This window comes from Paenibacillus sp. N3.4 (genome assembly GCF_008017805.1).
Classification (GTDB): Bacteria; Bacillota; Bacilli; order Paenibacillales; family NBRC-103111; genus Paenibacillus_E.
The window spans coordinates 93538-106629 of sequence record NZ_VRTT01000020.1; the positions used below are offsets into that span (position 1 = coordinate 93538).

The 13092-nt window shown below is 41.7% G+C and carries 9 protein-coding genes and 4 pseudogenes; 9 read left to right on the forward strand and 4 right to left on the reverse strand.

Features of this window, described 5'->3' with window-relative positions:
- The first annotated feature begins 51 nt into the window (after nucleotides 1-51).
- Complete coding sequence (locus FU659_RS12625; RefSeq protein ID WP_147947903.1) at nucleotides 52-753, forward strand: HAD family hydrolase; 702 nt, start codon at nucleotides 52-54, stop codon at nucleotides 751-753.
- Nucleotides 737-1132: a hypothetical protein gene (locus tag FU659_RS12630; RefSeq protein ID WP_147947904.1), complete on the forward strand. Its 396-nt coding sequence runs from the start codon at nucleotides 737-739 to the stop codon at nucleotides 1130-1132. The genes FU659_RS12625 and FU659_RS12630 overlap by 17 nt, the downstream gene beginning before the upstream one ends.
- A gap of 146 nt (nucleotides 1133-1278) precedes the next feature.
- Here the strand turns inward: FU659_RS12630 and FU659_RS12635 are convergent, their stop codons facing one another.
- Nucleotides 1279-2061, reverse strand: a complete 783-nt coding sequence (locus FU659_RS12635) for a DUF3888 domain-containing protein (RefSeq protein WP_147947905.1) — start codon at nucleotides 2059-2061, stop codon at nucleotides 1279-1281.
- Nucleotides 2062-2479: 418 nt separating this feature from the next.
- Between FU659_RS12635 and FU659_RS12640 the strand changes: the two genes are divergently transcribed.
- Nucleotides 2480-3103, forward strand: a complete 624-nt coding sequence (locus FU659_RS12640) for a HEAT repeat domain-containing protein (RefSeq protein ID WP_147947906.1) — start codon at nucleotides 2480-2482, stop codon at nucleotides 3101-3103.
- Nucleotides 3104-3258: 155 nt separating this feature from the next.
- Here the strand turns inward: FU659_RS12640 and FU659_RS12645 are convergent, their stop codons facing one another.
- A complete protein-coding gene (locus tag FU659_RS12645) occupies nucleotides 3259-3624 on the reverse strand; it encodes a hypothetical protein (RefSeq protein ID WP_147947907.1) in 366 nt (121 codons plus the stop codon).
- Nucleotides 3621-5228 (reverse strand): glycosyl hydrolase family 28-related protein, encoded by a 1608-nt coding sequence (locus FU659_RS12650; protein ID WP_147947908.1) that lies wholly within the window; start codon nucleotides 5226-5228, stop codon nucleotides 3621-3623. The genes FU659_RS12645 and FU659_RS12650 overlap by 4 nt, the downstream gene beginning before the upstream one ends.
- 684 nt (nucleotides 5229-5912) lie before the next feature.
- On the opposite strand from FU659_RS12650, the gene FU659_RS12655 reads away from it, so the two are divergent.
- The 5 genes and pseudogenes from FU659_RS12655 to FU659_RS38290 form a co-directional block, all read left to right on the forward strand.
- A complete protein-coding gene (locus FU659_RS12655; protein WP_147947909.1) occupies nucleotides 5913-7868 on the forward strand; it encodes a GTP-binding protein in 1956 nt (651 codons plus the stop codon).
- Between the two features lie 332 nt (nucleotides 7869-8200).
- Nucleotides 8201-8494, forward strand: a complete 294-nt coding sequence (locus tag FU659_RS12660; RefSeq protein WP_187274119.1) for an MbcA/ParS/Xre antitoxin family protein — start codon at nucleotides 8201-8203, stop codon at nucleotides 8492-8494.
- Between the two features lie 54 nt (nucleotides 8495-8548).
- Nucleotides 8549-9013 (forward strand): SRPBCC family protein, encoded by a 465-nt coding sequence (locus tag FU659_RS12665; protein WP_147947911.1) that lies wholly within the window; start codon nucleotides 8549-8551, stop codon nucleotides 9011-9013.
- Between the two features lie 121 nt (nucleotides 9014-9134).
- Nucleotides 9135-12059 (forward strand): annotated as a pseudogene (locus FU659_RS38800) (ATP-binding cassette domain-containing protein); the annotation flags it as partial.
- Nucleotides 12039-12491, forward strand: a pseudogene (locus tag FU659_RS38290) (formylglycine-generating enzyme family protein); the annotation flags it as partial. The pseudogenes FU659_RS38800 and FU659_RS38290, both read left to right, overlap by 21 nt.
- 120 nt (nucleotides 12492-12611) lie before the next feature.
- On the opposite strand, the pseudogene FU659_RS12675 reads toward FU659_RS38290, so the two are convergent.
- A pseudogene (locus tag FU659_RS12675) lies at nucleotides 12612-12860 on the reverse strand (ABC transporter); the annotation flags it as partial.
- Between FU659_RS12675 and FU659_RS37135 the strand changes: the two are divergent.
- Nucleotides 12849-13092 (forward strand): annotated as a pseudogene (locus FU659_RS37135) (hypothetical protein); the annotation flags it as partial. The pseudogenes FU659_RS12675 and FU659_RS37135 sit on opposite strands and share 12 nt — an antisense overlap.

Sequence of the window (13092 nt, forward strand, 5' to 3'; positions counted from 1 at the left end):
AGAATCATTTACCAAGATAACCAAAGAACGATTTTATTAGGAGGGTCAGTTGTGATTTTCTTTGATATTGACGAAACTTTACTTGACCACGATTATGCGGAAAAAATGGGTGCAATTGATTTCTTTCAAAAACTTATAGATGTATTGAATTTGCAAGAAGACGAGTTTGCAATCCAATGGAACGCTTTATCCAAAAAATACTTTGAAAAATATTTAGCAAAAGAATTATCCTTTCAAGAACAGCGTCGAATGAGGATGAAAGAAATGTTTGCTTATGTAAATGTAGAATTATCGGATGAAGAAGCAGACATGAAGTTTGAAATATATCTTGCTTGTTATCAGAATAACTGGAAGTCATTTGAAGATGTAATTCCTTGCTTAAATGAAATTCAAGGTGGACAATTAGGAATTATAAGTAACGGTGATTATAAGCAACAGATCGAAAAGCTAGAGAAAATGGGAATTAGACAGTTCTTTTCATTCATTATTACTTCAAGTGAAGTGGGCTATGCAAAACCTGATGTTCGTATATTTGAAAAAGCTAGATCAATAGCAGGACAGAATTTACGAGAATGTTTTTATGTAGGGGATAGATTAGAAGTAGATGCTATGGGAAGTAGCAATGCAGGAATGAAAGCCATATGGTTGAACCGTAAAGGTGAATCATCTCCACATAACTTAAACGAAGATATTATTGTTATCCAGAGCCTTGATGAATTAGCAACAGTAATAAATAATGCAACAATTAAATAAAACATGGATTTCATTTAATTCACTGGCAGAATTGCGTAACACAAAACTAATTGGCATCGAAACAAATACAAGCTACGTAGCGTTAAGTAAAAGAGGGAATTTGGTTGCAAAGGTGGTGGCAGTATTAATGACCTTAATATTTATTTTAGTCATAAGTCTTGTAATAGCTGTTGCTTTATCATTGTTGATTAATACAATTTTGAAACGAAAGTCGCTTACTGAGGTGTTACTGGTATCTTTCTTGTTTATACTCACAGGTGGATTTTTGTTAATTGACCAGCACATCGGCGACAATGGTATCTACTTGTCAATTAATTATGGACTAATATTTATTGGGTTTATCACAGGAATATTAAGCTTTATAATAAAAAAAGACTGATACCAAGAAAATAGGTTGATATTAACCTAAACGATGAACGTTTGTTCAATAAAAGAGAAAGTTTCATTTAGAAGCATCATCCGATGGTGCTTTTTCTTACGCTCATGAAAGTGTAGATGCAGTACATGTGTTGATGCGGATGGGACTCAATCATTCATCAAACGCTTAAACATGTACCAAAGAAGTTCTTTTGGCATTACTTTGCCTTGTTTACTTTCCTTTTTGATTATTACCCAATTATTATCCTTCTTATTTAAAGAATAAACGAAGTTAGTTCCGTCAGCTTTTTTAAACAAAATGTATGCCTTATCGTCTTTTACAAAGGCGAATGGGGCTACGAAGTTTTTATATGGTGGTTTTATATCCTTGTTTAATTCATTATTAATTTCCTCATTTACACTATATAGTGATATTAAATCATCTTTCTGTTCAGCTAGGTACTGCAACTGTCTATACTCATACTTTTTGTAAGAAGATAAATCTAAATTGAATGTTTTAAAAATATCTTCAAGGAGTTCCATTTTAAATTTTTCTATTTTCGCTTCCCATTCATCACCTTGGTGTTCATAGCTTATTAACTTAACTCCAAAGGGGCTTACACTCATAGTCAATATTTCGATTCCAATGGGTGAGGAATGTGCGTGTTCAAATGTCTTGGCTTGTAATTTTACTGTGAAAGTATATCCACCTTGCTGTTCCCTTTTTATATTCAATATTTTCGTCCAAAATAAGGCGAATTGTTTGGGGTAACCATAATAATTAGCAATCGCTTCTTGAATGTGTGGGGAGAGTGTTGTAAGCAAGGTGTCTTGGGTTAATTTTTCTTGCGTTTCTTGAGATGGTATTTGTGGTTCAGCATGGACAGCGTAATTAATTGTAGTAGTAGCTATAGTCAATGACAGTATGAACATAAAAAAGGGTTTTCTCATTTAATCACCTCATGGATATGCTTTCCAGAAAAGGTGAAAAGCATGAACAAATAGCATCATCATTCGATAGTGCTTTTTCTTATGCTCATGAGAGCGTGTAGGATGGTTTATGGAAACAACCCACGGTTATCTTAACAATTGTTACAAGCTTTTGTTTAATAATTGCATTCTATATGTTATTGAATGCGAAAAAAGAAATTGAGGATAATATTGGAATACTTTCTTCTATTGTTGCCTTGTTATCTTCTGTTTCTGTCATAATCCTAAATATTATTAATTTAGTAAAGAAAAATGATCAAAAGAAAAATAGTTTATGGTTTCTGATTATTAATTCAGTCATTAGCATTTTTATAATATCTGTTACTGTATTAGGTATCATTTTAAGTAAATAGATCTAAAAGTTAAAGGAGAATGACAAATGACCATCATCGACAAACTAGCAACCTCGCTCAATCGAAAAGACGAGAAACCTAATCAAGAACTGGCGAAATACATAGCCGATCAAGATGATAAGGGGGCTGTGAAGGAGCTTGTAGAAAACTTGAAAAACAGCGATAAAAACATACAAAGCGACTGCATTAAAGTTCTCTATGAAATCGGAGATCTCAAACCGTCTTTAGTTGCTGAATACAGCAAAGAGTTGGTAGATTTGCTTGATCATAAGAACAATCGACTTGTTTGGGGGGCTATGACAGCATTAGATGCGATAACTCTCGAAAACCCGGAAGCCATTTATTCAGCTCTTTCAAAAATTGTCGATATTGCTGACAAAGGGTCGGTAATCACCAAAGATCACGGAGTAAATATCCTAATTAAGCTTAGTTCTGTCAAACAATATGCTGATCATACTTTCACCTTACTCATCGAACAGCTTAAGAACTGTCCGACAAATCAACTTCCTATGTATGCGGAGAATGCATTAGCCATCATTAACGATAACAACAAAGCGCTTTTTATAAAGACACTTTTTTCACGACTCGACGATATTGAAAAAGACACAAAACGTAAGCGAGTGGAGAAAGTGATTAAGAAATTGAGCTGAAAGATTGCCAACCACCCGGCCTTCCAGGCCAGATGGTTGGCAATTTTTTTCATTTTCCCTATGACTTCGTCAATTTAATGTAATCGGAATTATAGCCGAATTCAACATTAGATGCGCGTATTTATTTTGCATGCTTGATTGGCCCATTTTCCGAATTAATACGTTTTGGTTCCCGTAATATCGACTGGGCCGACTGTCGGAAGGTTCGGACTGTCATGCATGTAGAAGCTTTTCACCGTATTTTTTAGCAGTACTCTGGAGCCGATGCCCATACCTTTGGCCATCGAGAAATTGTTGAACTCGATTTTCTCGGCGTCGTCGACTGCGACTGCATACCGGTCGTCGTTCGATTCGAAGTTGACGGTGGTGTTGTTGAACGTGATCCCTTTCACGTGGCGCAACCACCATCCATACGACGGCCGAACGCCAAAGTCCTTCACATTATATTGTCCTTTCGCCAGTTCAGGCGGCGTTACGGAGGCGTCGGAATTCGGATGGCTGCCTTTTGCCGTAATTTTCACATTGTTGAGCGTAATATTTTCCGCGTAATACGTTCCGTTGCCATCCTTGAAGCCGGCGATCGTGACGTGTATTCGCCATTCGAGCTTTTCGCGTTCGTAGCCGTTACGTTGTTGATCGTCACGTTCTTGATCTTGCCGACGCCTGCGCCCGGAGCGCGCCCTCGGTTAGAAATTTCGATGAAGATGGGGGCTGTCGTACCCGTCATCGTGTTGATGCCGTCCAACACGACTCCGTCCACGATGCTGCCGTCATTGACCGATATGCTGAAGCCGGCTTTGCCCGCGCCGAGCACAGTCAGGTTTGACACATGAACGTTCGAAATATCTCCCGCCGTCTCCGAGCCGATCTGGAACACGTTGCAATTCGTAAGGCCGACAACCTTATCGACGCGAATATTGCTCATCGGCCTCTTGTAGCCAAGGGAATAGTCGCTTCCCAGCTTGACGATGTCATCAGAGCTGTTCTCTGAATAAATGTCCGTTACTTTTACGTCGTTGCATTGCATAATATCGAACACGTCCCGTTGGCCTGAGGAGAAATTCGGCACGTGAACATTGTGGATGTTCAGCGTGTCGACTCCAGTAGCGAGCACAGCAAAATGTCCGAACCGCTGCAGATTGAGCCTGTGGGCGTCGTCCAACCCGCCGATTTCGACATCGGTGCTCAGCTTGAGGGCGATCGCCTTATCGCCTTGGCCGCTGCCAGGGTTGTCGCTTGTTGACAGCACGCCATTGCCGTCGATAGTGCCGGTGCCGGTAATTTTGACGTTGTGCAGGTTTTCTCCCCACATTAACGCATTATGCCAATGACTATGTCCGAAATCCTGATAGTTGTCGTACGAATTGGATTCGGGACTGTCGATGCCCGATAAAGCTTTGATCGTCGCCCCGGTGTTGATATACAGCTGAATATTGCTCTTCAAATGAATGGAGCGCGTCGAATAGGTGCCCGTAGGGAATACGACCTTTCCGCCTCCAGCAGCATTAGCCGCCGCTATTGCACTATTGATGGCGTTGGTGTCATCGTTGCTTCCGTCGCCTTTGGCGCCGTAATCTTTCACATTATAGTCGCTGGAGCTTGCGGCCGACGTCAGCTTGAAATAATCCACCGTCATGGCATAGCTGCTGCTGCTCGCATTCTTGCCTGTCACCGTGAACCGGAACTTGTGGCTGCCGGACGATAAAGAAACGATGCCGAGATCGGACGATGTGAACGCTGCGACGCTTGCATACTGATCGACGGAGCCACCCTGGCTTTTGCCGTCGACGCTTAATTGACTAATCCCTCTGCCCGTATTTTGCTTGTAGCCGAATTCGATGCTGTACGTATTGGCCGCAGGTACATTCACTGTAAACTCCACCCAGCTTCCGACTGCCGTAGATGAGCTCGTCTGCAAATATTGTCCGCCGCTTGCACTCGAATCGTTCGAGTTGGACGTTGTAATGCCGCTTGTCGTATTCGCGGTTGTCTCGCCCTCGAAATTCAATGTGGCCGCCGATACTGCTGGCACAGGAAATGGCCCTGCCCCGAACAATGCTGCGACTGACAAGACCAACGTGAGAGCCATCGAGATTGCAGTTGTTTTGGACACTTTGCGCAACAAAATGAAACCTCCTTTAATTTGGGAATAAGCCCATTATATAAAAGTGGTATGCGTGAAAGAGTGTAAAATTATTATATGTTTGTTTGAAATCTTCTCATGATGAGCCGTTGTGATAAACGCCTTAAGGCCGTTCAGAAGGATCTTGTCGACTGTTGCCGTATTGTTGTTTTTAATTCATCAAATCACTTGGTTTAACACTTTGTTATCCGCGGTTTTGTACGTATGATAAGCTTACATAAAGTGGTTGATAGTGAAATTCGGATCAAGCGCCAGCCCGAGCAGGCTGCCTTCGCTGTTTGGCATGTAATAGAACGGTGCGCCGCATGATGGCCTCTTTCGAAGGATCGCAGACATCGAGCGTTTTAACGAAATAGCCGGACCGCTGGTTAAAGGGAGTTATAAGAAATAAATAAAGCATAGAAATAGACCGCATCCTACAAACAGGATGTCGGTCTATTCCGTTTATGAGAAGTATCAGCACAATCATAGTTGCGAATGAAATCTAGCCCCCAAAGGTAGCTTCGTCCATGTGAAAATCCTCAATCGCCAAATGAGAGTGGATCAGTGTAATTTTCATTTCTGTTTATTCAGCTTGTGAAAGAGGCCCATAATTCCTCCGATATGATATGATAATTGGGCAGGCGTTACGAAGTCCAACCTATAGCAAAATTAAAGGGGATACGCATGAACCAAATAACGATTGGCATGTTCGCCCACGTGGATGCGGGCAAGACCACATTGGCCGAACAATTGCTTTACCATACACAAAGCATTCGGGAGCGGGGAAGGGTTGACCATAAGGATGCTTACCTCGATAGCCATCAGATAGAGCGGGCAAGAGGCATCACCGTGTTTGCAGATCAAGCCGTTATGTCCTATAAGGGTTCCACCTATTATTTGATTGATACCCCTGGGCATGTAGACTTCTCACCAGAGATGGAACGGGCCGTCCAGGTCATGGATTATGCGGTGCTAGTCGTCAGCGCGGTGGAAGGCGTTCAGGGTCATACGGAAACGGTCTGGCAGCTGCTGCAGAAGCATCGTATCCCAACGTTCTTTTTCATAAACAAGACGGATCGGGTTGGGGCGGATGCGGACCGAGTCATCGAGGAAATTCAGATGCATTTGACCACGGATACCTGCTGGATAACCGGTGGCTTCGCAAACGGCGAATTGGGGGAAGCCTTGATGGAAAACATAGCGGAGCGTGACGAAGCTGTGTTGGAGGCGTTTCTAGCGGGTACGGAAGACCAAATCTTTTGGCTGCGGACGCTGAAGGACATGATACGAGGCCATCGGATCTTTCCTTGCGCAAAGGGGTCCGCGCTGCAGGATGTCGGTGTGATTGAATTTCTAGACCAGCTTCACCTGTTAACGACCGCTGATTATAACGAGCTGGCTCCATTCGGGGGACGCGTATACAAAATCCGCCATGACCTTAATGGCCTGCGTATGACGTATATCAAAGCATTAAGCGGCACCCTAAAGGTTCGCGATGAACTCTGCTACCTAGGCGGGGAGGAACGAATGTGCGAGAAGGCGACTCGACTACTCATTGTCAATGGGAGTAAATCACTGGCGGTCGACCAGGTATCGGCAGGCGATCTGTTCGCGGTCATAGGACTTTCGAGTGCAGAGACAGGGCAGGGCCTGGGTATCTACTCGGACAAGCTGGTCTACGATCTGGTGCCTACGCTTACGTCGAAGGTGATGTTCGCCGATTCTCTGAACGTGAAGGATGTGCTGAAAGCTTTCAAGACCTTACATGCTGAGGACCCATCCTTGAATGTCATCTGGGAGGAAAGTCTGCAGGAAATCCACATTCACGTGATGGGGCTTATTCAACTTGAAGTGCTGCAGCAGCTTGTGAAGGAACGTTTCCAGTTCGACGTCACTTTTGGCAGTCCTGAAATCTTGTATAAAGAAACGATACTGTCCACCGTTAGAGGATATGGTCACTTCGAGCCACTGAAACATTATGCCGAGGTGCACCTGCTGCTTGAACCAGGGGAACGGGGCAGCGGAATTACATTCGCAAATGCGTGTCATGCGAACGATTTAAGCATAGGCAATCAAAACCTGATCAGGACGCATCTTTATGAGCGTGACCACCATGGTTTATTGACGGGCATGCCGTTGACCGATATCCGAATCACGCTGCTGAAGGGTGGCTCTCACAATGAGCATACGCATGGAGGCGATTTCCGGGAGGCAACGTTCCGTGCGTTAAGGCAAGGCTTGGAGAAGGCGGAGAACTTGCTGCTCGAGCCTTATTACGAGTATAAGATAAAAGTGAAAATCGATTATCTGGGCAAAGTGTTATCTGATATTCAACAAGCGTCTGGCCATTTCGATCCGCCCTACACTACGGCTACACGCGCGATCATTACAGGCAAAGTCCCCGTGGCTACCTTCATGGACTATAGTACTGAGCTTGCCGCTTTTACGCATGGCAGAGGTATCATTCAATTGCTCTTCGGCGGTTATGATCGTTGTCATAATGAACAAGAGGTGATCGATCGCAAAGCGTACCGCAAGGACGCCGATCCGCTGTATAGCTCATCATCGATTTTTTGTGCAAAGGGGCATGGGTACACGGTGCCTTGGGAACAGGCGGAAGCGAAGATGCATTTAATCTAGTAGAAAAGGAAGCCGGAAGGCTTCCTTTTCTGCGTAATCAAGGACAAACGTTAGAAGAGCACGCGTAAGAGCCTCTCGATAAGCCGAAGAAGCTCTTTTTGTGTGCGGAGAGAGTTGGGAACCCAAAAAACTGGCTCCCTGTTGTGTTCCAGCTAACTATCAACTCCTGTTAAGATATCTTCACGTTTGTTACACCCTATTGTCAGGACGGTTATAGAAATACACAGTTTTAAAATTAGGAAGTGAATGATAAAATGTTGAGTTATATAAGTCCGGAACTAATCTCCAATAAAACATGGAATTTATTAAATTTTCCCTCGGGGGTATTCCTAATGAACGGTGTAGAAGTTTTAGCAAGGGAATATAAGGAATCGACATGGTTGAATTACTTGAATTACTGTAAAATCAGAATACTAAGTTTAACTAATGAGTCAAGGAACTGTTTGGATGATTTAGAAATTGATACAGAAATAAAAATAGTTTTGATTGTTCGATTTCAAAGTTATGCGCGAGAATGGTTACATAAAAAGGTACCAGCGTTAGATGAACAAAAACCCATGGAATTGCTGGCAACAGAAAGTGGAACTAAAGCGGTAAAAGAAGCGCTATTAAGAATTCCTGACTAGATTGTGTAAATAAAAAGAAGTTTTAATTTTTGATTAAAGAAAGAAGAGATATAAGTGCCGATCATTAGGACAGAAATACCAATAAATTCCACAATAGAGGTTTGTTTTGACTTAGCCAGAAGTATTGACATTCATGCTCTATCTACTTCTCAGACAAAGGAGAGGGCAATTCGTGGTGTCACAAGTGGTTTAATTGAATTGGGACAAACAGTAACATGGGAAGCGGTTCATTTTGGAGTAAAGCAACGTCTTACAGCCAAGATTACGGAAATGGTACGACCAAATTATTTTGTAGATGAAATGGTCAGTGGAGCATTTAAAAGTTTCAGGCATTCACATGAATTTGTTGCTGTTGAGGGTGGAACGTTGATGATCGACGCTTTTGATTATATGGCGCCTCTTGGCATTGTAGGAAAAGTAGCGGATGTCCTGTTTTTAGAAAAGTATATGAGGCGCTTTTTGTTCAAGCGGAATTGGTACATCAAACAAGTTGCCGAGGAACAAAAGATACGAAGTTAAATTTGTAAGGGGAAAAAATAGGGAATCCGAAATTTCGCCTTATTTCAAAAAACCAATTATTACTTTTAACACTGTGCTAACATGGAAAGACTAAGTTTATAAGAATAGAAAGGATGTACAAATGAAAATAAATCAATTAATTTCGAACAATATTAACCTATTAGATGCAGAACTACCCACAGATAAATCGTTAGGAATTGCTGGTTTGTCTGGCTCTGGTAAAACAACTTTTTGTCAAACCATTGGTGAAGAATCCAAGAAGCGTCTCGTTTCTTTATTGCCGAAGGCTGAATATCAATATTTATTTCCTGAGATTATGGAAACCAATTTCAGTGCCATCAAGATGGAAGAAATGCCTTTAGTCCTTTTTCTCGGAAAATCATCGATTTCATCCAATCCTCGTTCAACCATTGGCACTCATACTGGTGTTTTTAAAGAGATTCGTGTGTGCTTGGCTGAAAGGTTTAATCTATCTCCAGAAGTTTTTTCCTTCAATAATGCCTTAGGCTGGTGTCCAGATTGTAAAGGGCGCAGTATGACCCAAAACGTCGAATGTCCAAAGTGTGGGGGTAAGCGTTACAATCAAGAAGTTGAGCAATATAAGATAGAATTAAGGAATCAACCACATAGCATTTCCGATCTTAATAACCTAAGCATTGAAACGATTCTCTCTCTTGCAGAGGAACTACAAATTAGTGAAGCGAAGCAGCATATTCTCCGAAATATCATTAATATGAATATGGGTTACTTAACCATAAATCGCATTATGGGTACTTTGTCCGGAGGAGAAATAACGCGACTTTACTTGGCAGAATTCATGGCAACAAGTGAGAATACGGTTATTATTATTGATGAAATCTCTGTGGGTCTTGATCACCAAACGTTGTTGAAAATTTTGGGAGAGATCAAACAACTAGGATATAAGAATCAAATTTGGCTCATTGACCATTCGGATACGGTGCTGGACACAGCGGATGATCAATTATTCTTTGGGCCTGGCAGTGGGAAATACGGTGGGAAAATTGTTGAAGAATCACCGCGGCCACAACCCATTCATCGGGAGCTAAATAAGGCGACGCCTACAGCTAACTATCAGTTTCAGGATCTTTACTGTCGTAATATTCAAATGGCTGATCTACAGATCCCCCAAAATAGACTGGTCACCTTTACGGGGGAATCGGGATGTGGGAAGTCTACGCTTGTTAATGAGTGTATGGTCAAAGATTTTCAGAAGCGTTACCCAAAAGATAAACTGGTCGTGGTTGGGCAAGATCGAAATCAATCGATTTCCAGTCGGTCAACCGTGGCGACGTTTCTTGATATTAAAAAGAAACTCACCAAATATAGTGAGGATATTGATGATATTTTTCAACGCTCAATTGAAGATATTATTGATGAATTACCGAATGAAGACATCGCTCATAAACGCTTGAGCTTATTGATCAAACTTGGACTTGGTTATTTAACGTTGGATAGAAAAACACAGTCTTTATCCACTGGTGAATTTCAATGTGTTCATTTAGTTTCTGAGCTGTTTACGAATTCAAGAAACCCACATACCCTTTTTATTTTTGACGAGCCTTCCAAAGGTTTATCTCAAAATATTTTAAACCAATTCATTGATAGTGTTAGAGACATTCTACAAGATGAATCTGTCTCTATCCTGATGATCGAACATAATGCTTATATGATGGAAAGCTCTGATTTTATCATTGATTTTGGCAAAAGGCAGCCTGAACCTGTTCGACATCTTGATGTTGTCAGTCATGAGGATTATTATCGTCAAAAACATGTGGAAGAGAGCCATGCCCCATTGCATATTTCCTCCACACTACAGCAGCGGGAAGGTATTCATTACCTGCAAGAAAATCAGTTGGACTATTTTAAAAAGGCAGAAAACGTCTATAAGGGTGGTATTTTAAAAAGTTTATCGCCAATAGCCCGTGTGATTTATGGTGAATATGAATCGGATACCATTGCGCCTGTCGTCGCTATTGATCTTGAACGACATCTGTATAGTCAATATAGTTTTCTCTATGAAATCGGTGGGCTGATCAACCATATTGTGGCTGCCCATCCGACCAACAAAGATACAAGAAGCTTCGATTTCTATTATCAAGACAATCATTGTCCGAGTTGTTCGGGCCGCCGTGTCATTGAACGTTTTGATATGGATGTTCTCATTCAAGACAAAACAGTGCCATTCTGGGATGGCTTATTCCTTCCAGAGGTGATGGATGTCTTGAAATATTATCAACATGCCAAATTACGCTTCATTTTTGAAGAGATAAAGAATGAACTGGGTCACGATATGAGTAAAAGCTATAATGAGATGTCTGAAGTAGAAAAGCATACATTCTTATATGGGTATTGGGAAAAGTCATTTTATGATAAAGCAGGGAAGGCTTCGCGAACATGGGAAGGCTTTAATCTCATCCTTGGGCGTTATATGGTGATTTCGAAGAATCTGGAAATTAAAGAAGCTATGAAAGCCTCCAAAGAAATGATTAGCTGCCCAGTTTGTCAGGGAACCGTGCTAAACCATCATAAGAAGCTCAAATTTGGCGACAAGGATATTCGCGAGATTATTCAGCAGCCGATTGATCAGGTCATAAAAATTGTAGGGAAGCTGCCCCAACTAGAAAAACTAAAATCCATTGTTGGCGGTGATCTTGCACTTACGGAAGATGTCTCCTTGCTTCCTAGGGAAACACAAGTTGCGCTGAAAATGCTTGAACTGGAACTTGCAAGCTTTGTAGGCTATGAAGTGGTTTTACAAAATGCCGTACCATTTTGGGACAAGATTAAAGGTAACATCGAGGCGATCAGCAGCAAAAACTTGATTACCGTCTGTGATTTTGCCGATATTGCTGAAACTAGAGAAACCATCATTGATAAGTATTTCACGAATGGAAAATACAAGAAACTGACCTATGTCTATGAAGCGTTCGGTTACAATAAAATTGTTACACAAATTAATAAGATCAAAGCAAGTCATCCATGCCCATTCTGTAACGGGAAGAAAGCCATTTGCTTATGCAATCTACTTTCTCAGAAAGCTGGACTGAACGAATGTTACTCGATAAGTCATGACAGTGAGGAAATCATCTGTGATTGGGAATCTGACGGTTACCGCCTTCCTTCAGAAGCAGAGTGGCAGTATGCCTGTAAAGCAGGAACAAATGGTTATAGGTACGGAGAAATGAATAAGATCGCTTGGTATAATGAAAATTCAGAAGGCGAAATCCATGAAGTAGGAAAAAAGGAACCAAATGCATGGGGTCTATATGACATGATAGGAAATGTCTGGGAGTGGTGCTGGGATTTATATGACGAGAACGTATATGGTTCCTACCGAATTTTTCGCGGCGGCAGCTGGGCTGAAGAGGAACGAGCTTGTGGGGCTTCGTGTCGTCGTCGCAGTCACCCGTCATTTTGCATTGATGACCTTGGATTCCGCCTGGCCAGGTCTTTTTAATGGGGCTGCTGGATGGTGATGATTTGCAGGTTATTTTATCACCTGAAAAAAGCCCAAGTGCTGATTCCACTTGGACTCTGACGGGTTAGATATGCTTTACCAGTATACTCGATATGGCATTTACTTCAGGCTATGATAAACCGCCATCATATCTCGTTTATTCAACTCACGAATACGATTGAAGATAGGAATATCTGCAACTGCCTCCGTCCGCAAGTTTTCAGAAACAACATCACTTACTTTGCCGGTTAGCCATGTTTGTACGTCTACGCCATCGACCATTTCCTTGCGCCCTTCATCATTAATGCCACTTACATAACAGCTAATACAAGGTACCGATAACTTGAATACGCCATCATGGAGACCATCATTGATAAGTATTTCACGAATGGAAAATACAAGAAACTGACCTATGTCTATGAAGCGTTCGGTTACAATAAAATTGTTACACAAATTAATAAGATCAAAGCAAGTCATCCATGCCCATTCTGTAACGGGAAGAAAGCCATTTGCTTATGCAATCTACTTTCTCAGAAAGCTGGACTGAACGAATGTTACTCGATAAGTCATGACAGTGAGGAAATCATCTGTGATTGGGAAT

Coding starts and splice junctions, on each gene's coding strand:
- FU659_RS12630 (WP_147947904.1), top strand. CDS start 737: ATGCAACAATTAAATAAAACATGGATTTCATTTAATTCACTGGCAGAA.
- FU659_RS12635 (WP_147947905.1), bottom strand. CDS start 2,061: ATGAGAAAACCCTTTTTTATGTTCATACTGTCATTGACTATAGCTACT.
- FU659_RS12640 (WP_147947906.1), top strand. CDS start 2,480: ATGACCATCATCGACAAACTAGCAACCTCGCTCAATCGAAAAGACGAG.
- FU659_RS12655 (WP_147947909.1), top strand. CDS start 5,913: ATGAACCAAATAACGATTGGCATGTTCGCCCACGTGGATGCGGGCAAG.
- FU659_RS12660 (WP_187274119.1), top strand. CDS start 8,201: ATGAACGGTGTAGAAGTTTTAGCAAGGGAATATAAGGAATCGACATGG.